This window comes from Nautilia profundicola AmH, assembly GCF_000021725.1.
In the GTDB taxonomy this organism is placed as follows: Bacteria; Campylobacterota; Campylobacteria; order Campylobacterales; family Nautiliaceae; genus Nautilia; species Nautilia profundicola.
Genome location: NC_012115.1, coordinates 386,324 through 405,227, shown reverse-complemented (window position 1 = coordinate 405,227; position 18,904 = coordinate 386,324). Strand labels below are relative to the sequence as shown.

Annotated in this window: 20 protein-coding genes; 9 read left to right on the top strand and 11 right to left on the bottom strand. The window is 33.6% G+C overall.

The window, feature by feature from the left end; translation table 11 throughout:
- Nucleotides 1–199 precede the first annotated feature (199 nt).
- On the bottom strand, nucleotides 200–1,174 hold the full coding sequence (gap, locus tag NAMH_RS02295; protein ID WP_041361503.1) for a type I glyceraldehyde-3-phosphate dehydrogenase: 975 nt from the start codon (nucleotides 1,172–1,174) through the stop codon (nucleotides 200–202).
- Nucleotides 1,175–1,231: 57 nt separating this feature from the next.
- Between gap (NAMH_RS02295) and nadD the strand changes: the two genes are divergently transcribed.
- The gene (gene nadD, locus NAMH_RS02290) at nucleotides 1,232–1,768 is read left to right on the top strand and encodes a nicotinate (nicotinamide) nucleotide adenylyltransferase (protein WP_015902422.1); all 537 of its coding nucleotides are present in this window, start codon (nucleotides 1,232–1,234) and stop codon (nucleotides 1,766–1,768) included.
- Complete coding sequence (gene rsfS, locus NAMH_RS02285) at nucleotides 1,746–2,072, top strand: ribosome silencing factor (protein ID WP_015902356.1); 327 nt, start codon at nucleotides 1,746–1,748, stop codon at nucleotides 2,070–2,072. The genes nadD and rsfS overlap by 23 nt, the downstream gene beginning before the upstream one ends.
- On the opposite strand, the gene NAMH_RS02280 is transcribed toward rsfS, so the two are convergent.
- The 4 genes from NAMH_RS02280 to NAMH_RS02265 are packed head-to-tail and all read right to left on the bottom strand — an operon-like array spanning nucleotide 2,061 to nucleotide 6,391.
- Complete coding sequence (locus NAMH_RS02280) at nucleotides 2,061–2,489, bottom strand: 2-thiouracil desulfurase family protein (protein ID WP_015902467.1); 429 nt, start codon at nucleotides 2,487–2,489, stop codon at nucleotides 2,061–2,063. The genes rsfS and NAMH_RS02280 overlap by 12 nt on opposite strands.
- 20 nt (nucleotides 2,490–2,509) lie before the next feature.
- Entirely contained in the window at nucleotides 2,510–4,108 is a 1,599-nt protein-coding gene (gene argS / locus NAMH_RS02275; RefSeq protein WP_015901742.1) for an arginine--tRNA ligase, read from the bottom strand.
- Nucleotides 4,105–4,731, bottom strand: coding sequence for a guanylate kinase (gene gmk, locus NAMH_RS02270; protein ID WP_015902760.1), 627 nt, complete (start codon nucleotides 4,729–4,731; stop codon nucleotides 4,105–4,107). The genes argS and gmk overlap by 4 nt, the downstream gene beginning before the upstream one ends.
- Before the next feature lies 1 nt (nucleotide 4,732).
- On the bottom strand, nucleotides 4,733–6,391 hold the full coding sequence (locus NAMH_RS02265; RefSeq protein WP_012663442.1) for a DNA-binding transcriptional response regulator: 1,659 nt from the start codon (nucleotides 6,389–6,391) through the stop codon (nucleotides 4,733–4,735).
- 46 nt (nucleotides 6,392–6,437) lie between these two features.
- Here NAMH_RS02265 and NAMH_RS02260 point away from each other — a divergent pair, with 46 nt between their 5' ends.
- A complete protein-coding gene (locus tag NAMH_RS02260) occupies nucleotides 6,438–6,959 on the top strand; it encodes a phospholipase D-like domain-containing protein (protein ID WP_143709734.1) in 522 nt (173 codons plus the stop codon).
- Here NAMH_RS02260 and fliR read toward each other — a convergent pair.
- The gene (gene fliR, locus NAMH_RS02255) at nucleotides 6,949–7,716 is read right to left on the bottom strand and encodes a flagellar biosynthetic protein FliR (protein WP_015902748.1); all 768 of its coding nucleotides are present in this window, start codon (nucleotides 7,714–7,716) and stop codon (nucleotides 6,949–6,951) included. The genes NAMH_RS02260 and fliR overlap by 11 nt on opposite strands.
- A complete protein-coding gene (locus tag NAMH_RS02250; RefSeq protein ID WP_015902169.1) occupies nucleotides 7,703–8,350 on the bottom strand; it encodes an ABC transporter ATP-binding protein in 648 nt (215 codons plus the stop codon). Before NAMH_RS02250 ends, fliR begins: the two co-directional genes overlap by 14 nt.
- A gap of 251 nt (nucleotides 8,351–8,601) precedes the next feature.
- Between NAMH_RS02250 and NAMH_RS02245 the strand changes: the two genes are divergently transcribed.
- Nucleotides 8,602–8,853 carry a hypothetical protein gene (locus tag NAMH_RS02245; protein ID WP_187146595.1) on the top strand — a complete coding sequence of 84 codons (252 nt, stop codon included), beginning with the start codon at nucleotides 8,602–8,604 and terminating at the stop codon, nucleotides 8,851–8,853.
- 276 nt (nucleotides 8,854–9,129) lie between these two features.
- On the opposite strand, the gene tsf is transcribed toward NAMH_RS02245, so the two are convergent.
- Complete coding sequence (tsf, locus tag NAMH_RS02240) at nucleotides 9,130–10,053, bottom strand: translation elongation factor Ts (RefSeq protein WP_015902549.1); 924 nt, start codon at nucleotides 10,051–10,053, stop codon at nucleotides 9,130–9,132.
- 1 nt (nucleotide 10,054) lies between these two features.
- Nucleotides 10,055–10,894, bottom strand: a complete 840-nt coding sequence (gene rpsB, locus NAMH_RS02235; RefSeq protein ID WP_012663888.1) for a 30S ribosomal protein S2 — start codon at nucleotides 10,892–10,894, stop codon at nucleotides 10,055–10,057.
- Between the two features lie 269 nt (nucleotides 10,895–11,163).
- Here rpsB and luxS point away from each other — a divergent pair, with 269 nt between their 5' ends.
- Genes luxS through NAMH_RS02220 form a run of 3 tightly spaced genes read left to right on the top strand, consistent with a single transcriptional unit; the run spans nucleotide 11,164 to nucleotide 13,307 of the window.
- Nucleotides 11,164–11,697 carry an S-ribosylhomocysteine lyase gene (gene luxS, locus NAMH_RS02230; RefSeq protein ID WP_012664028.1) on the top strand — a complete coding sequence of 178 codons (534 nt, stop codon included), beginning with the start codon at nucleotides 11,164–11,166 and terminating at the stop codon, nucleotides 11,695–11,697.
- The gene (locus NAMH_RS02225; protein ID WP_015902646.1) at nucleotides 11,694–12,788 is read left to right on the top strand and encodes an SLC13 family permease; all 1,095 of its coding nucleotides are present in this window, start codon (nucleotides 11,694–11,696) and stop codon (nucleotides 12,786–12,788) included. The genes luxS and NAMH_RS02225 overlap by 4 nt, the downstream gene beginning before the upstream one ends.
- 54 nt (nucleotides 12,789–12,842) lie before the next feature.
- Entirely contained in the window at nucleotides 12,843–13,307 is a 465-nt protein-coding gene (locus NAMH_RS02220) for a desulfoferrodoxin family protein (protein WP_012663616.1), read from the top strand.
- A 65-nt stretch (nucleotides 13,308–13,372) separates the two neighbouring features.
- Here NAMH_RS02220 and NAMH_RS02215 read toward each other — a convergent pair whose 3' ends face one another.
- A complete protein-coding gene (locus NAMH_RS02215) occupies nucleotides 13,373–15,292 on the bottom strand; it encodes a thioredoxin domain-containing protein (protein ID WP_015901919.1) in 1,920 nt (639 codons plus the stop codon).
- A 96-nt stretch (nucleotides 15,293–15,388) separates the two neighbouring features.
- Between NAMH_RS02215 and gap (NAMH_RS02210) the strand changes: the two genes are divergently transcribed.
- Nucleotides 15,389–16,408, top strand: a complete 1,020-nt coding sequence (gap, locus tag NAMH_RS02210; protein ID WP_015902813.1) for a type I glyceraldehyde-3-phosphate dehydrogenase — start codon at nucleotides 15,389–15,391, stop codon at nucleotides 16,406–16,408.
- A 66-nt stretch (nucleotides 16,409–16,474) separates the two neighbouring features.
- Here gap (NAMH_RS02210) and NAMH_RS02205 read toward each other — a convergent pair whose 3' ends face one another.
- Nucleotides 16,475–17,221 carry a transposase gene (locus NAMH_RS02205; protein ID WP_015901825.1) on the bottom strand — a complete coding sequence of 249 codons (747 nt, stop codon included), beginning with the start codon at nucleotides 17,219–17,221 and terminating at the stop codon, nucleotides 16,475–16,477.
- A 145-nt stretch (nucleotides 17,222–17,366) separates the two neighbouring features.
- Here NAMH_RS02205 and NAMH_RS02200 point away from each other — a divergent pair, with 145 nt between their 5' ends.
- Entirely contained in the window at nucleotides 17,367–18,902 is a 1,536-nt protein-coding gene (locus NAMH_RS02200; RefSeq protein WP_015902153.1) for a response regulator, read from the top strand.
- Nucleotides 18,903–18,904 lie beyond the last annotated feature (2 nt).

Here is an 18,904-nt window from a genome sequence, read left to right as displayed (position 1 = left end):
TTTTTAGCAAAATTATAGCATATTAGTTTGGTATGGTTGTTAAGGTTAATTAGTATATTAGTGTACTTGTTACTGGTATATTGGTGATTAGAAAAATATTGATGAGGAAATTAAGTTTTTGAGATTGCCGGAATTTTGAGTAACATATACCAATACACCAATTACTAATAACCAGTTAACCATTCATTATAACTTTTTTTTATTTTAATATATATTGCGCCATTTCAATCATTCTGTTTGAGTATCCCCACTCATTGTCATACCATGAAAATATTTTTACAAGATTGCCGTTGGCTTGTGTAAGATCACATGCCACTATAGAACTCGCCGGGTTTGAATTAATATCACTGCTGACTTTATACTCATAATCAATTTCAAGTATGCCTTTAAGATCCGTTTTGGCATGAAACTCAAGAAGTTCGTTTATATCTTCTGCAGTAACATCCTTATTTAGCTCAAGTACCAGATCCATAAGCGACACGTTCGCCACAGGAACCCTGACACTTCTTCCGTCAAGTTTTCCTTTAAGATTCGGAAGTACTTTATAAATAGCTTTTGCGGCTCCGGTAAATGTAGGTATAATATTTTCGGCCGCGGCACGTGAGCGTCTTATATCCCTGTAATTCGGTGCGTCAAGCAGTTTCTGATCCATTGTGTAACTATGAATCGTAGTCATAAACCCTTTTTGAATACCGTAGGTTTCATCTATTATTTTAGCTATCGGGGCGAGACAGTTTGTGGTACATGAAGCGTTTGAAATAATACTCTCACCTTTGTATTCTTTATGGTTTACCCCAAGTACGTATGTAGGTGTGTCATCATTAGCAGGAGCTGAAATAATTACTTTTTTGACATTTCCCTTGATATGATGTTTTACCTCATCGCTTGTTAAAAACTTACCGCTGCATTCAAACACTACATCCGCTTCATTAAAGCGTGTATCTTTCGGAGATGAAAAAGTCGTATAAGTTATAAAATAATCCCCTATTTTAAGAATATCATCACCTATTATTTCTACATCCAAACTTCCTCTTATTGTGTCAAATCTAAGAAGATATGCGGCAAGATCAATATCCATAATATCGTTAATCGCCACAATTTCGACATTTTTATTAAGTGCCGCTCTTAAAATATTTCTACCTATTCTGCCAAGCCCGTTAATAGCTATTTTCATCACAAGCCTTTTAATAAATTTTCGTAATTATAGTACAATTTGAAAAAAAGGTTATAGGTGAAAACTGCAATTTTCGGAGGAAGTTTCGATCCGCCACATCTCGGCCATATTGAAATAGCAAAAAAAGCTCTTGAATCTGGAATTGATAAAATCATTATAATGCCGAACTACTTAAACCCGCTTAAACATTCATTTTCAGCACCCCCTGAGCTTAGGCTCAAATGGCTTAAAGAAATTTTTAAAGATTTTAAAAACGTTGAAGTCAGCGATTTTGAAATATCCCAAAAAAAACCGGTATATTCCATTGAAACTATAGAACACTTTAAACCAGATTATTTCATAATTGGAAGTGACAACCTGCATACACTTGATAAATGGCACAGAATTAATGATATTTTGAAAAAAGTCGAATTTATCGTAGCAAAAAGAGGCACAGTTGATAAAAACCTTTTAAGTAAATATAATATCAAAAAAGTTTTGGACGTTGATATTCCTATAAGTTCCACTGAAATCAGAAACTGTAAATTTGAATATCTTCCCAAAGTTATAGAAAAAGAAATAAAGGAGTTCTATGGACAGAATTGCAAAAATTAAAGAGCTTTTGGAAGAAAAAAAAGCTATCGATGTAATGGATTATGATTTAAAAGATAAAGATTATTTTGTAGATTATGTAATAGTTGCTACAACAATGGCGGATAAACACGCTCAGGCGCTGCTTGACCATCTTAAAAAGACACTGAAACCTATGGGTGAAACGTTTTTAGGCGTTGATTCCAGCGACGACTGGACGGTAATAGATTTAGGAGATATGTTAATACATCTAATGAGTGAAGAATACAGAGCAAAATATCAGATGGACAGATTTTTAGAGGAAATTAAAAACAGATTAAGAGATTAAATCCCACTCACTAATAAGCTCTATCCCCTCTTCTTTTAATATCCTGCTTGTAAGACCCGGTGCATCACACTTACACTCACAGCCGTTTACGTAAGCACTTGTTTTTTTAACCCCGCAGCTTGGAGATTTTTCTTTACCTATGAATATTTTAATATTTAGCTCTTTACAGATTCTAAGCGCTTCATTCGCACCTTTAAAAAAGGCATCCGTTTTATCCACTCCGTTTATGTCAATGATTTTATCACCTATAAATCTTGCCGGGGGACGTGGAGTCGGAAGTGAAAACGCCTCGGGACAAAAAGGAATCAGCTCATATTTTTCTTTTAGTCTGTTTATAACTTCATCAGGAAGAGGTTTTGACTTGCCGTCATACCTGCAGGCTCTTCCCAGCATACATTCGCTAATCATCGCTTTCATAACGCTTCACTTTTCACTTTCTACATTCTCTCTTTTGCTTCAATTCCTAAAAGTGAGAGTCCGAGTTTAATAATACTTGCAACAACTGCCAATATTTTAAGTCTTACTTCTTCTTTTTCGCTTCCTATTACTTTATTTTTATTATAGAAACTGTGAAACTCGCTTGCAAGTTCATACAGATAGTTCGTAAGTCTGTGAGGCTCTCTGTTTATAAACGCCTCTTCCAACACATACGGAAACTGAAGCGCTAAGAAAACTAAATCTTTTTCGTCTTTGCTTAGATCTTTTAACTGAATGTTTACGGTATCTTCAAGATTCATCTCTTTGTTTCTGAAAATAGATTTAATTCTTGCGTGTGCGTAGTTTATATAATATGCCGGGTTGCTTGAATCCTGACGGTTTAGCTCATCCACGTCAAATTCAAGGTGAGTATCCGCTTTTTTGGTTAAAAACACAAACCTTAAAGCATCCGCTCCCACATCTTTTACAACATCGCTTACAAGTATAAAATTACCGGCACGTTTACTCATTTTGTAAGGCTCTCCGCCTTTTAGGAGTTTTACCATCTGTGAAAGCAGTATTTCGAGTTTTTCAGGATCAAATCCCAAAAATTTAATAGCCGCTTTTACCCTTGCGATATAGCCGTGATGGTCGGCTCCCCAGATATTTATGTATCTGTCGTAATTTCTTTTGAATTTATCCCAGTGGTAAATTATATCCCCAGCAAGGTATGTAGGTCTTCCGTCTTCTCTTACTACGACTCTGTCTTTTTCGTCTTTGTATTCGCTGGATTTGAGCCATACTTTACCGTCTTTTTCATAAAGTGCTCCGTTTTTTTCAAGTATCGCCCTTACCTCATCCCAGTGTTTATAAAGTTCTTTTTCGCTCACCCAGTTATCAAAAGGCGTAACGTTTAGGGCTTTGATATCTTCTTTTATAAGGTTTAGCATTTTATCTTTTGCCCACATATTGAGCTTATCGTCATTGAAATTTTCCGCGTCAATTTCCGCTTTAAAGTAATCCTCTCCGAATTCTTTTATAGCTTCTGCGGCCAGGTCTTTTATATATTCGCCTCTGTAGTATTCTTCGGGCCATTTAACGTCAAGCCCAAGAATCTCTCTTGCCGCAAGATATACGGAAAGCCCGAGAAGCGTTATCTGACGCCCGGCGTCGTTTACATAGTATTCGGTCACTACGTCATATCCGATGTGTCTTCCGATTCTTGCGATCGCATCACCGAATACGGCTCCCCTTGCATGTCCTATATGCAGAGGACCAGTAGGATTTGCCGAAATATATTCAAGCAATATTCTCTCTTTGCCGCTTCCTTTGGCGAAATTTTCTTTTTCACTTAATACTTTGTTTGCAAATTCGTTTAAAAAACTGTCACTAAGTGTAATATTCACAAACCCGCTAACGGCTTCAACTTTTTCAAATTCCTCACAGTTTCCGAGTGCGTCGCATAAAGCAGCCGCAAACTCCTGCGGGTTTTGTTTGTTCATTTTTGCATATTTGAAAATAGGAACCGCAAAATGTCCGAAATCTTTGTTTTTCGGTTTTGATAACGGAGGCAGTTCCCCTAAGTGGTCTTTAAACTTCCCGGCAACTTTTTGTTTCATTTACTTCCTTTCCATTCATTTATAAATTCTTCAATATTATATTTGCTTCTTTTAATTAAACTCGCAATAGCAACGCTTCTTAAAAGCTCTTTTGCTTCGTCAAAATCATCGTTTATCAGCAGATAATCGTATTCGTCAATTTTTTGCATTTCACGTATTGCGTTAAACATTCTGACTCTAAGCGACTCTTCCGTTTCCGTACCTCTTTTAAGAAGCCTCTGTTTTAAAACTTCCTGATTCGGAGTGGTTACAAAAATTCCTGTCGTAATATCCGGGTACGCTTTTTTTACAAGTTCATACCCCTGGACGTCTATGTCAAGAAACACGATTTGGCCTTTTTTCAGCGCCGCGTCTATCTGTCTTTTACTTGTACCGTAAAAATTTCCGTGAACCTCGGCCCACTCAAGGAAATATCCGTCTTCAATGTCTTTTATAAATTCTTCTTTTGTTAAAAAGAAATAATCAACTCCGTCTTTTTCACCTTCTCTGATAGGGCGCGTAGTGCTCGAAATACTGAAATACGCCTTATCCCCGAGCTCCTCGCATACAACTCTCGCCAAAGACGTCTTACCGCTGCCGCTCGGACCCGAAATAACTAAAATGCTTCCATTTTTTCCATTCATATCAATCTCCGAAATCTATTGTAATTGTAACTTTTGCTTTTGCTTTTTTAAGCTCTTCCCAGTTAATGTTCAGTACGCTTCCAAGCGTTTTTTCTTCCATTGTAGGTTCTTTAATAATATTTTCCAATTCATGAGCTTCTTGAATTTCCGGAATTTTATCATCTATATTAATTTCTTCAACACTTTCTTCATTAATTTCTTCTAAATTATCAATATTTTCTTCATTTTCTTCCTGAGGCACTTCCTCACCTAAAACTTCAGCCAATTGACTTTCATCTAAATTTGTCAATTCTTCATCTAAATCTTCTATTTCTTCAATATTCGCTTCATCAACATTCATATTTTCTTCAACTGTTTCATCAACTGATTCTAAAATTTCTTTTTCAGATTCTTGAGATTCTTGAGGTTCTTCACTAACTTCTTCTATTTTTTCTTCTATCGGTTCGGTCTCATTCCCGATCTCTTCCAAATCAAACTCTTCTAAGTTTTCATGTTCATCTTCTGTTTCTTGAATGTTAACTTCCTCTGGTTCTTCAGATAATTGTTCGGAAGTTTCCAGCAATTCTTCTAAATTATTTTCTACCATATCTTCATTATTTTTAACTTCTTCTACTTCTTCAGGTAATTCTTCGATTGTTTCAACCGGCTGATCAATACTTTCTTCTATATTTTCTTGATTTTGTTCTTCTTGAATTAAATCATCTAAATCAAAATCTTCATTTATTTCTTCAGCAGGTTCCTCAATAGATTCCAAAATTTCTTCTTCAGGTTCTTGAGGTTCTTGGATCACTTCATCAAGTTCTTCTACTTTTTCTTCTTCTACAACCGCTTCATTGTTTATATCTTCCATTCCGCTTTCTTCTGATTGTGTATTTGCTTCAATCTCATTTAAAAGCTCTTCGTCTAAATTCTCTTCTTTTTCTTCACTATCTACAAGTTCCTTCTCATCTAATTCGAAGCTTTCTTCAATATCATCATCAGGTGCTTCACCTTCTAATTCTTCTTCACTAATTTCAAAATCATCTTCATCACCCGCAACGAACTCATCTCTTACATCAAGGTTTTTCAGATCCTCTTCACTTTCCAAATCTTCAAACATATCTTCAATATCTATGTTTTCTTCTTTTTCATCCGTATTCACTTCTGATGGTTCTTCATTTATTTTTTCCTCAAGCTCAGAGTCTAAAATATCTTCCTCCAAATCAAAATCCAAATCGTCTTCTAAATCATCAAGTTCGTCTAAGCTTTCAATATCCGACGAATCCTCCATATCAATATCCAAGTCTTTTAAGTCTTCAAAGCTTTCAATATCAATATCTTCTTCTTCAATATTTTGTTCATTGTCTTTCATATTAGGCAGTTTTTCCAAAAGTTCCATTAAATCCGTCGGCAAAAACGGTTTTGTAAGATAATCATTAAATCCGACGATTTTTTCATCATTTTTTGAAACAATTAAAACAAACTTAGCATCAGGAAAAAGCATCTTTAAATTCTCAAACAGTTCGTCGCTGTAAAGATCTTTATCAACAAAAACAGCATCAAATGTTCCCTCAGGAATATTTTCAGCGGTTCCTATAATAACTTCGTCACCCTTTTTTTCCGCACTTAAAACAAAAAGTTTTTCTATTGTCGCATTTGAAGTAATTAGAAGAATTTTCATGGCCAACCCCGTTTTTTATTATAATTATAGTAAAAAAGGAAGAGATTTGAAAAAAATACTTTTTTTATTGGCCGCAACGCTACTGTTTTCATCTGAAATTTATTTTATGCCTCATGATGGAAAAATAGCTGAAACAAGACTTTATAATCTCTTTACACATGCCAAAAAAGAGATAAAAATAGTTATGTACACATTTACAAATAAAAAACTCGCACGTGCACTTAAAATTGCGGCAAAACACGGTGTTAGAATATATATCATAGCAGATAAGAAAGAAGCAAAATACAAATATTCAGTTATTCCAAGACTTGCCGTCCTTAAAAATTTTCACATTTATTTACTGACAGGAAAAAAATACAAAGACGGAAACAAAGCGAAAATGCATGTAAAATTGGCCATAGTCGATGATAAAACGGTAATAACGGGCAGTGCAAATTATTCATATAGTGCTTTTTATAAAAACTATGAATATATTATGATAAATTATGAAAATTATATAATCAAACAGTTTGATAACTTTTTTAATCATTTAAGGATTGTTGCAACCAATTACAGGCTTAGCCGATAAATCTAAGTAACGCGCCGAAGACTTGAAGTATTTCATTAGAAAATAACTGCATCAAAGAAGCGATTATCGCAATTAAAACCATAAAAGAAATAGTAATTTTAATTGGAAATCCGACTACGAGAAGGTTAAACTGCGGCATTGTTTTCATTATCATTCCGAAAATTATATCACCCATTAGTGAAATTGCTATAATCGGAAAGGCCATGGCTATACCTAATAAAAAATATTTGCTCATATATGTTATGAAATATTCATAAACATTATGATAACTGAAGAATTCTCCAAAAGGCAGCATTGCAAATGTTTTATCCAAAAACATAATCTCCAAATGATCACCACCGAAACTTAAAAACATCATAACTGCCACCCAAGTAAAAAACTGTGAAATTATTGTCGTCTGCACTCCCGCATTCGGATCCATTACATTGGCAAGCGTAAACCCCATAACAAAACTTATTTGCTCACCCGCATATTTTAAAACATCAAAAACCATCTGTAATGCCATTCCGACAAAAAAAGCAAAAGCAACTTCATTTAATACGCTTAGTAAAACAGTTGCGATATTAATTTCATAAGCAAATTTGGGCGTAATAGGAAAAAGGAGAATTGAAAGCCAAAAAGCAAATGCCGCCTTTACATTCATAGGAATCGCCGTATAATTAAAAAACGGCATAAAAGCCAAAAATGAACTGATTCTTACAAAAAGCAGAAGATATGTTACAACATTTACAGGTGTTAGATAATTAATTATCTCCATTTATTTCTACCAGTTTTTTATTTTTTAGTTCATATACTTTGTCAAATTTTTTCGCTATATCCATATCATGCGTAACAGTTATCAGTCCGGCATTGTTTTCATCACAGTACTCTTTTAAGACTTCTATTACTTCATAAGCATTTTGCTTATCAAGATTTCCGGTAGGTTCGTCGGCAAAAATTATTTTAGGTCTTTTAGTCAAAACTCTTGCAATGCTCACACGTTGCTGCTGTCCGCCTGAGAGTGTTTGGATATTTTGATGAATAACATCTTTGATACCAAGCCTTTCAAGCAGATTATAATCAATCTCTTCACCACTGATTAATGCAGCGGCCTGCAGGTTTTCAAGCGCAGTAAATGTATTAAAAAGATAATGAAACTGGAAAATTATACCTATTTCTTTTTTTCTTATCGCTATTAACTCTTTTTCTTTTAATGAATATATATTTTTGTTATTTATAAAAACTTTTCCACTTTGTGGATGTAAAAAAGTGGAAAGTATATGTAAAAGTGTTGATTTACCGCTTCCGCTGCTTCCGACTATTGCTATTTTTTCAGTAGGCTTTAATTCAATGTTAACATCTTCAAACAATAAATAATCGAAAGAATGTGTTAGATTTACAGCTTTAAGCATAACGGCCTTTTTTTAGAAATTATAGCAAAAGTTCAAAGTTGTTATTGGTAATTGGTTATTGAAGTTGGCTAAGTTGTGAAGTTGTTAAATAGATAAGTTTGGTTTTACACTTAATTAGTCACTGGTATATTTGATGTAATGTTAATTAATTATTTGTGTATTTGTTATTTGTATATTTATTTGCTAACAAGTGTATTAATTACTCAAATATAAGTGTCTGGCACTATTCAATGGTCAATGGTCAATGGTCAATGGTCAATGGTCAATGGTCAATGGTCAATGGTCAATGGTCAATGGTCAATGGTCAATGGTCAATGGTCAATGGTCAATGGTCAATGGTCAATGGTCAATGGTCAATGGTCAATGGTCAATGGTCAATGGTCAATGGTCAATGGTCAATGGTCAATGGTCAATGGTCAATGGTCAATGGTCAATGGTCAATGGTCAATGGTCAATGGTTATTGATTGACGGCTGTTTACAATTTAAGACTCAAAATAACTAATTAATATTAAAAATACATCAGTGTCTGTCACTATACATGTGCGAAACGATAAGCTTTTAAATTGAATAAATTAATCTTAATCTTTATTATAATAAGTTATTTCTCTATTTTCAAAATTTTCAATTTTCCATTGCCACATTTTTTCATTTAACCTTATCTCATTCTCATCTTACCAATTGTTTTTTCCTTTCTCCCTTATCTTTTCCTTATAACCCTTTCTCTACTCTTTCATTTAGTGCCTGACACTTTTATTTTAAACATAAAAAGAAGCGGGGATTAAGAAAGAGCCGCCGCTACTTCATCCGCCATGTTGCATGCGTTTTTAACTAAACCTTCACCAACTTCGAATCTGATAAAGTCAACAAGTTTAGCTTCTCCGCCAGCAGCTTTTGCCGCTTTGCTAAGAGCTTCAGCAACAGTTTCTTTTTTCTCTGCTTTTACGTATTCCTGCTCTGTAACACATACGTCGCTGTAGAATCTTTTAATTTTACCAGGGATGATTTTATCGATTACCTGCTCAGGCTTACCTTCTTTTAGAAGTTGAGCTTTTGCAATTTCTTTTTCTTTTTCGATAACGTCAGCCGGTACCGCTTCAGGGTTTAGGTACTGAGGTTTCATTGCAGCAATGTGCATTGCGATATCTCTTAAAGTATCTTTGATAGCTTCGCAAGTTTTTTCGCTGTCACATGCAGCCGCTACAAGTACACCAACTTTTCCGCCTGCATGGATGTATCCGTTTACGATTCCGTTTTCAGGAGCTTTAATAGTTCCGATTCTTCTAACTACGATGTTTTCACCGATTTTAGCGATTTTAACTTTAAGTTCTTCTTCAAATGTTCCGGCACCGAACGGAGCTTTGTTTAGAGCTTCAGTGTCAGCGATGTCGTTTACATTGATAGTTTTTACAGTTTCGCTAACGAATTCGATAAATTCGTCAGTTTTAGCAACGAAGTCAGTCTCACAGTTAACTTCTGCGATACTTCCTTTTTTGTAATCGTCGCTGATATAAATTTCAACTCTACCTTCAGCAGCATTTCTGTCAGCTTTTTTAGCAGCTTTCGCAAGACCTTTTTTTCTTAGGATCTCAACCGCTTTTTCTTCGTTACCTTCAGCTTCTACAAGAGCTTTTTTACAATCCATCATTCCGGCACCAGTTTTTTCTCTAAGCGCCTTTACCATTGCTGCAGTAATGTTAGCCATATTACGCCTCCTCAGCTTTTTTGATTTCTTCAGTTTCAGCTTTGATTTCTTCTTCAGTTTTTTCTTCAGCTTTAGCTTCTTCTTTAATTTCTTTTACTTCTTCAGCGATTTCTTCTTGAGTAATAGGTTCTACTTCACCTTCTTCCTCTTTAGCCGCCAATTCTTTACCTTCAATGATAGCGTCAGCAATTGTTTTACAGAAAAGATTTACACTTCTGATTGCATCGTCGTTTCCTGGGATTGGAACATCGATTAAATCAGGGTCACAGTTTGTATCTACAGGAGCTACGATCGGAAGACCAAGTTTATTAGCTTCACCAACAGCGATTTTTTCTTTTACAGTATCTATAATGAAAAGCATATCAGGGATAGTTTTCATATGTCTGATACCGCCGATGAATTTTTCAAGTTTAGCTTTTCTTCTTGCAAGGATTAATCTTTCTTTTTTAGTTAAAAGGTTGATTTGTCCAGTTTCTTCCATTTTTTCAATGATTTCAAGTTTTCTGATTGATTTTTGAATAGTTTTGAAGTTTGTAAGCATACCACCAAGCCATCTATGGTTTACATAAGGCATACCACATCTTTCTGCATGTTCTTTAATTGCATCGATTGCTTGTTTTTTAGTACCTACGAAAAGTATAGTTTTCCCTTCTTCAGCAGCGTTTTTAACTACATTGTAAGCATATTTGATATGTCTTAGCGTTTTTTGAAGGTCGATAATATAAATGTTTTTTCTTACACCAAAAATGTATTTTTTCATTTTTGGGTTCCATCTTCTCTTTTGGTGACCGAAGTGTACACCACACTCTAATAAGTCTTTCATTGTTACATTACACGGCATGTTTTCTCCTTGAATTATTTGTTTTTTTTGGTTCGGGTTTAGCCTCCCTCTTCTTTAACACCAAACGGTGCAACCCTACCAAGGAATAAAGAGGTGAGAACTAGAAACGGAATTTTATCAAAAATGATGTATAATTGCAAACAAAAAAGTGTACCGGTATATTAGTTATTGCTATACTGGTTATTTGGATGTTGAAATAGACAGTGATCAACAACCATTTTACATCACTAATACACTAATAATAAACACACCAAATTCAAGGAGTAAAAATGCCAATGTTAGACAGTTTTTTGGTTGACCACGTTAAAATGCCAAGTCCTGGCCTAAGGGTAGCCAAACACGTAAAAACGCCAAACGGAGATATCATTACGGTATACGACGTAAGATTTGCAAAACCAAATGAAGAGATTATCGACGAAAGGGCAATGCACACGCTTGAGCATCTTTTTGCCGGATATATGAGAGATAATCTCAGTAATTACGAAATAATCGATATTTCACCTATGGGATGCCGTACAGGGTTTTATATGAGTGTAATTGGCGAACCTGAAGACGAAGAAGTAATCGAAGCGTGGAAAAAATCTATGCAAAACGTACTTGAAACTGACACGATCCCTGAAGCAAACGTATATCAGTGTGGAAGCTGCTATATGCATTCGCTCGACGGCGCCAAAAAAGTCGCTGAACATATATTAAACAACGAAATTGTTATAATGGATAACGAAGCTCTAGCACTAAACCCTGAAAACATTCCGAATGAATGCAATGTAGACACTTCAAAGGTTAAAATTTTAGGAAAATGAAACTTTTAAAAAAAGAGTGGCTTTTTTTTACTTTTCTTTTCCTTTTTGTTATTTTATTTTTCCAGGAAAAACCGTCATTATCGGAAATCAATTCTTATATAGACTGGAGTACGATAAGAGCACTAAGTACCCTATTACTTATAACAACAGCTTTAAAACTTTCAAACATATTTGATCTTTTTGCGGTAAAAAGCATTAAAAGCTTTAAAAATGAAAGAACTCTTGCTTTTGCTTTTATTATGCTTAGTGCGTTCTTATCCATGTTCTTAACAAATGATATAACTCTTTTTATTATGGTTCCTTTAACATTAGCGTTTTCAACACAAATTAAAAACGACTTAACCAAACTTGTCATTTTTGAAGCAATAGCTGTTAATGTAGGAAGCACTCTTACTCCTTTCGGAAATCCTCAGAATATTTTTTTATTTAGACAGATGGATATAAGTGTAATAAATTTTATTCAAAAAATGAGTATTGTTTTTTTACCGAGTATTATATTGCTTATTACGTTTATATTTTTTTCTTTTCCCAAAAAACCTTTAGAAATAAATATCAAAGAGCATACAAATACCGATAAATTTTTGTTTATATCTTCATTATTGCTGTTTGTTATTTTTATTGTGTCCTTAGAGTATTCATATGTAAGATATGCATTATTGGTGATCATTCTTTTTTATCTTTTTAGCGGTTATAAAAAAATTCTTTTAAAATTCGACTATTTTTTAATATTAACATTTATTATAATGTTTATAGATTTCGGTATGCTTAGCAATTTTAGCATCGTAAAAAACATTATGACCAGTATCAATATGGATTTTTACAATGTATTTAATATAAGTATAATACTATCGCAAATAATTTCTAATGTTCCTGCAGCAATTTTTATGAGTAATTTCTCCAATAATTACACTGCAATAGCTTATGGTGTTGATATTGCCGGAAACGGCCTTTTAATTGGTTCTTTGGCAAATATTATAGCCCTTAGATTTTTAAAAAACCCCAAAGTTTATATAGAGTTTCATAAGTATTCAATCCCTTATTTTTTTCTATCTTATCTATTAATTTTAGTTATTTTTTACAAATTTATTTGACTTAATAATTTTTTTCCGTTAAAATACGATAAAAAGACTCTTAAAGGACTAAACATGAAAAGAAGAGAAGCACTAAAAATCGGAGCGTTAGGATTAATGGCTGCAGCTGTTACACCGGTAATGGCAAGTAAAAATGAAAATGATGAAGTAAATCCTTACGGAAAATACAGAGAAAAAATCTATAATAGAAATAGATATACAAAAGATGCAAAAAACCCTACAAAAGGTGAACTTAAACACACACCTGAAATTAAAATAGGCAAAAAAGACGCAAAAGGATACACATTAGTTGAAATCACTATAGGTCAGGAAGGTATCATCCATCCAAGCAGCGAAGCTCACTGGATTGATTTTATCGAACTTGATGCGGACGCTAAACTTGTGGCAAGAACACTTTTTGAACCGGGCAAAGCTATGGGATACGTAGCATACAAAGTTAAACTTGACGGTGTTAAAAAATTGACTGCAAGAGAAGGATGTAACAAACATGGGATCTGGGAATATACAATTAATCTTTAATTCCCTCTCTTTTGTTTTTTAAAAACAACAATAGTGTCTGTCACTTTAGTCTATAATCAAAGAAATTATCTTTTTTTGATAATATCTTTGATTTTATTTAATTTATCAGTTTTTATAATGCATTTTTCAACACTGCAAAGCTCATAATTTTCACCCTTTTTAATTTCAATATACGGATATTCCCAATTTACACATTCAGGTTCACTCATACTTATTACATATGTACCGTAATGTTGCATAAAATACGCCTTGGTTATTGTCGGATAATAAAGAGGATATTTCTGGATAAAATAACTTCCCGAGTCAATAATTTCTTTTCCCTTTTCAAACAAACCGATATCATACGTAAGCGTTGCAAGTCTGATATAATCAACCGCCAAAACACTTAACGATGAAGCATAAGCGCTGTCACTGAAATCCGCTTCTATATCTTTTGACGAGTTCATATACCATCTGTTTTTATAAAACTTCTCTTTAGCATCATTAATCAGATCTTTTGCAAAATACAGATAATTTTCATCAAAGCTTTGCTCATATGCATCAATTAAAGCATTTACAAGATATGCGTAATCTTCAAGAAGAGCTTTTGTTTTGGCGTTTTCGTTTTTGTTGTAGGAGTGATAAAGCGTATTGTTTATATACATTTTTTCAATTAACTCATCAAGTGTTTTAAAGCCTTCTGTTTTATACTTTTCATCCAAGCACCCCGCTTTTAAAAGGGCGCTTACCATCATTGCGTTCCATGCCGTTATTTTTTTGGTGTCTATAAAAGGAAACTCCCTTTTGCTTCTGATTTCGCGCAGAATTTTTAACGCTTTTTTGTAATTTTCGGGTTTTTCTCCGTTTAAAGTCGGGTTGTTTTTAGAATTGAAATTACCGTATTTTTTAATACCGAAATATTCCATAAGCTCTTGGGCGTTTTCAAGATTTTTAAACGCATTTTTAACCTCCTCGTACGTATAGACGAAATACGCCCCCTCTTTTCCTTCACTCTCCGCATTGCTCGCACTGAAAAAAAGGAAATTTTCATCCCTGTATCTTTTGATCATTTCATCAAGACTTCTGAAAGCCGCTTCCCTGTAAAGAGGATTTTCGGTAATTTCATACATTCTTAAATACTCATACGGAAGGTTTGCGTTGTTGTAAAGCATCTTTTCAAAATGAGGCACTTCCCATTTTGCGTCGGTCGAATATCTGTAAAATCCGCCTTCTACCTGATCAAAAATCCCTCCTTTTGCCATTTTTTCAAACGTAATATTTAAAAGATCCAAAACATGAGCATTACCGCTTAATTCATACACGTCGATCAAAAGATCCAGACTGCTCTCCATAGGGAATTTCGGAGCTCCTTTCATACCTCCGTATTTCATATCAAAACTTTTAAGCGCCTCTGAGATTACTTTTTCGAGTATGTCGTCAGATATTTTTACTTTTTCAAAACTTTTTGAGTTTTTTAAATACTCTTTTAAATTTTCGGCAATATTTTCAATTTTTTGAGGATTGTTTTGCCAATCGTTTACTATTGAAGCAAGTATCTCTTTAAGTCCCGGACCCAACTGTGAAAAATGCGGAGGAATATACGTAGCCGAATAAAACACATCCCCTTTTGGAGTCATTATAATAGTAAGAGGCCAGCCTCCGGCACGATTGTGCATAATCTGATAGATCTTTTGGTATTTTTTGTCAATGTCGGGATGTTCTTCCCTGTCTACTTTTATACTTACGAAATATTTGTTTAGAATATCCGCAATTTCTTCATTTTCAAAACTCTCCCTCTCCATTACATGGCACCAGTGGCATGTAGAATATCCAATAGATAAAAATATAAGCCTGTTTTCTTTTTTCGCTTTTTCAAACGCTTCATCACCCCACGGATACCAGTCTACGGGATTGTCGGCATGCTGTAAAAGGTACGGACTGTCGCTAAGTTTCAAATGATTTGCCATTGTTAATACTCCTAATAAAAAAACTATTATAAATTTCATTTATTTCCTTATAACATAAAAGATAATTTTTGTCCAATTTTAACATAAAAACAAATCCTTCTTATATGCTATAATTTCAATAAAAAAGGATACATTATGTCTAAAAAAAGAGTTGCGATAAACGGCCTTGGTAGAATCGGTAAAATGGTTTTATGGCATTATGTAGAAACTAAACCTGAAAACATCGAAATAGTAGTGGCAAACGGTGGTAGCGGAACCCCTGAAGATTTGGCTTACATGCTAAAATTCGACTCAGTACATGGTAAATTTCCAGCAAGTGTGGAATATACCGATAACTCATTAATAGTTGACGGTAAAGAAATAGCGATTGTCAGCGAAAGAGACCCTGCTAAACTTCCATGGAAAGAGATGAATATAGACATCGTTCTTGAAGCTACCGGTAAATTTACTAAAAGAGACGATGCAGCGAAACACATTGAAGCAGGAGCAAAAAAAGTAATTATCACGGCTCCCGGAAAAGAAGTTGATAAAACTATCGTTCTTGGTGTAAACCATGACGAATACGATCCTGCCAACCATCACGTAATTTCAAATGCATCATGTACAACAAACTCACTTGCACCTGCAATGAAAGTGCTTGAAGAAGTTTTCGGAGTTGAGAGCGCACTAATTACAACAGTTCATTCATATACTTCAAGCCAGGTTACAATCGACAGAAAAAAACCTGGCAAACACAGAAGAGGAAGAGCTGCAGCGGTTAACATCATTCCGACTACAACAGGTGCGGCAAAAGCTACTACGGAAGTAATACCTGCACTTAAAGGTAAAATGAACGCAATGGCTCTAAGAGTCCCTACACCTGACGGAGCGGTTACGGATATATCTGTCGTACTTAAAAAAGAAGCAAGTGCGGAAGAAATCAACAAAGCATTTGAAGATTACGCAAACAACCAATTAAAAGGCGTTTTGGAAATTACATACGACGAAGTAGTATCAACTGATATTTTAGGAAATCCTCATTCAAGTATTATAGACGGTCTTTCAACAATGGTTGTAGACGGTAACAAAGCAAAAATACTTGCATGGTATGATAACGAATTCGGATATGCCAGAAGAGTTTTAGAACTTGCTCAAATGGTAGCTGAAAAACTATAAAAAAGTTGTTAAGGTTTAAATCTGTGAGGTTTAAAACAACCTCAACCGACCTTAACTGACTTTTACTTATTTTTCACTTTTTAATATTTTATTTATATATCCGCTGCTTACACCTAAATATCTTGCAATTTCAGTATATTTGTATCCTGCTTCCTTAGCGGCTAAGATAGCATCTTTTTTCTCATCGTACTCTTCAAAAAAGTCACTTATTTTTTTACGTATTACTTTAAGCTCGCCGTCAACTTTAATAATTCTCGGTTCATTGTATATCTCTTCAAGTTCAAACTTTTCAAGAGGTTTATTAAGCCATTCTATATACTCTTCAAGTGGCTTTTGGAAAATCATACTGCCCTGTATAATGTCGTTAAATTTATTCTTTTTAAGTCTGAGAGCAAGAGATTGATAATCATAATCTTTTATATCATCCACAAGCCCCAAAGCCAAAGCGTTTCTTTCGATATATTTAATAACTTTCCAGCTGTGATTGTCGTCAAACATCATATAACTCTCAAATCTTCCTTTCCATAAATGCCCCACTCTTCCCGTTTTATAGTTATACCATGCAGCATATGCGGAATTTAAAAACCTCATTGCTTCACTAAGATTCGGAAGTGTCGTCTCAAGCAGAATATGATAATGATTAGGAAGAATTGTAAATGCGTGAAAAATCACTTTATAATCATATTTCGTTTTAAGCATCAGCTCCATAAATTTGAAAAAATCCTCTTTTTCATTAAAAATTTCCGCTCCGTTTACACCTCTGTTTACTATATGATAAAACCCGGGATCGTTTACTCTTGGTTTTCTTGCCATATTTTCTCCTTAATAAAATGTAATAAAAATCGACTGTCACCATTTTAATTCGAGTGCCAGACACTTGATATTCGAATTATAACATATTGCTTTTCTTTGATACAATAGCGGATTATAAAAACCGAAAACGAAATACGGAGGCCATATGAAAATTGCCATCTTAGACGACAGTAAAACGTTTTTAAGTTATATCGGTAAAATGTTAAAAAAATTGGATTTAGATGAGATATATACTTTCACAAAATCTAAAGATTTTTATGATTTTATTTCTGAAAACACCAACATAGATGCCGTTTTTATTGATTACCATTTAGAAGAAACAGATGGCTTTGACGTGCTTGAAAATATCAAACAAACTCTTCCAAACACATATAAAATAATGATTACCTCCGATTCTTCTTTGGAATTAAAAGAAAAAGCTTTGAATTTAGGTTTTGATACTTTTTTAGAAAAAAACATTGCTTTTGCCGATTTGCAGGCATTGATAAACATGATAAAAACCTTACGTAAATATATAAAAAAAGAGATAGAAAAAAAAGAAGCTTTTAAAAAAATACTAAGCTATAAAGAATATCAGGAAAAAATAATTCACCAAAAACAAAACAAAATAATGAAAAACGAACTTGAAATGTTTTTTGATGAAAATTTTTTATTTGAAACATATTTTAAACCAAAAGACTTGCTAACCGGAGATACTGTATACACTAAAAAGATATCGAAAAACGAATATTTTATAGGACTTATAGACGCTATGGGCAAAGGTTTGGGAGCTTCACTCACATCGTTTAACGCACTGTCATTTTTAAAACATTCTATCAATAAAGCTGTGGAATACAATGATTTTAATTTTGAGAAACTAAATAAGGATTTTATTAATTATGTAAAAACAATTTTATTGGAAAACGAAATTTTATCAGCAACACTCGTATATATTCAAAACGGGAAAATGCATTATGCAAATTTTGGAAACCCTCCCATTTTAACATCCTCCGCAATTTTGGGAGCGAATAATTACCCTATAAGATATTCAACTGAAGATATTCAAATCGATACCGTAAAAATGGAAAATAAAATTTTAATATCGAGCGACGGAATATTTGAATCCCCTTATGATGAAACGATTTATTTTAAAAGGTTAAAAGAAATTTTTCCAAAAATAACCTTTCTAAAAGAAATAATGGAAGATTTTTATGCAAAATCAAAACAAATAGATGACACATGTCTTGTGTTCATTACCAAAGAAAACAAAAACTTCCAAACAATTTTTGAAGACAAGTTGTTACTTCAAAAAGAACAAATAGATAATTTTTTACAAAAGCTTTATATTCAAAACATTCCTAACATAGAACAAATACATTTAATTTTACACGAAATTCTTACCAATACATACGAACACGCCGTACTTGAAGTGGGTAACAAAGAAAATATTAATGAGACGAATGACTTTTCAAAAAAATTTGATGAAAAAAGAAAAATTTTCGCTAAAATTAAATTAAGCAAAAATGAAAAATGGCTTAAAATTGAATATCAAGACGACTCGGAAGGTTTTGATGTTCAAAAAATAAAAGACGCTTATTACAAAAAATACCATGGGAGAGGTATCAAAATAATAAAACATCTCTCATATGGTTTGTTTTTTAATGAAAAAGGGACTTCTATCAAAATTTTCTTAAAGGCTTAACA

Excerpts from the sequence above, each read along its gene's own strand:
- gap (WP_041361503.1), bottom strand. The coding sequence starts at position 1,174 with ATGAAAATAGCTATTAACGGGCTTGGCAGAATAGGTAGAAATATTTTA.
- rsfS (WP_015902356.1), top strand. The coding sequence starts at position 1,746 with ATGGACAGAATTGCAAAAATTAAAGAGCTTTTGGAAGAAAAAAAAGCT.
- NAMH_RS02280 (WP_015902467.1), bottom strand. The coding sequence starts at position 2,489 with ATGAAAGCGATGATTAGCGAATGTATGCTGGGAAGAGCCTGCAGGTAT.
- argS (WP_015901742.1), bottom strand. The coding sequence starts at position 4,108 with ATGAAACAAAAAGTTGCCGGGAAGTTTAAAGACCACTTAGGGGAACTG.
- gmk (WP_015902760.1), bottom strand. The coding sequence starts at position 4,731 with ATGAATGGAAAAAATGGAAGCATTTTAGTTATTTCGGGTCCGAGCGGC.
- NAMH_RS02265 (WP_012663442.1), bottom strand. The coding sequence starts at position 6,391 with ATGAAAATTCTTCTAATTACTTCAAATGCGACAATAGAAAAACTTTTT.
- fliR (WP_015902748.1), bottom strand. The coding sequence starts at position 7,716 with ATGGAGATAATTAATTATCTAACACCTGTAAATGTTGTAACATATCTT.
- NAMH_RS02250 (WP_015902169.1), bottom strand. The coding sequence starts at position 8,350 with ATGCTTAAAGCTGTAAATCTAACACATTCTTTCGATTATTTATTGTTT.
- NAMH_RS02245 (WP_187146595.1), top strand. The coding sequence starts at position 8,602 with ATGGTCAATGGTCAATGGTCAATGGTCAATGGTCAATGGTCAATGGTC.
- tsf (WP_015902549.1), bottom strand. The coding sequence starts at position 10,053 with ATGGCTAACATTACTGCAGCAATGGTAAAGGCGCTTAGAGAAAAAACT.
- rpsB (WP_012663888.1), bottom strand. The coding sequence starts at position 10,894 with ATGCCGTGTAATGTAACAATGAAAGACTTATTAGAGTGTGGTGTACAC.
- luxS (WP_012664028.1), top strand. The coding sequence starts at position 11,164 with ATGCCAATGTTAGACAGTTTTTTGGTTGACCACGTTAAAATGCCAAGT.
- NAMH_RS02225 (WP_015902646.1), top strand. The coding sequence starts at position 11,694 with ATGAAACTTTTAAAAAAAGAGTGGCTTTTTTTTACTTTTCTTTTCCTT.
- NAMH_RS02220 (WP_012663616.1), top strand. The coding sequence starts at position 12,843 with ATGAAAAGAAGAGAAGCACTAAAAATCGGAGCGTTAGGATTAATGGCT.
- NAMH_RS02215 (WP_015901919.1), bottom strand. The coding sequence starts at position 15,292 with ATGAAATTTATAATAGTTTTTTTATTAGGAGTATTAACAATGGCAAAT.
- gap (WP_015902813.1), top strand. The coding sequence starts at position 15,389 with ATGTCTAAAAAAAGAGTTGCGATAAACGGCCTTGGTAGAATCGGTAAA.
- NAMH_RS02205 (WP_015901825.1), bottom strand. The coding sequence starts at position 17,221 with ATGGCAAGAAAACCAAGAGTAAACGATCCCGGGTTTTATCATATAGTA.
- NAMH_RS02200 (WP_015902153.1), top strand. The coding sequence starts at position 17,367 with ATGAAAATTGCCATCTTAGACGACAGTAAAACGTTTTTAAGTTATATC.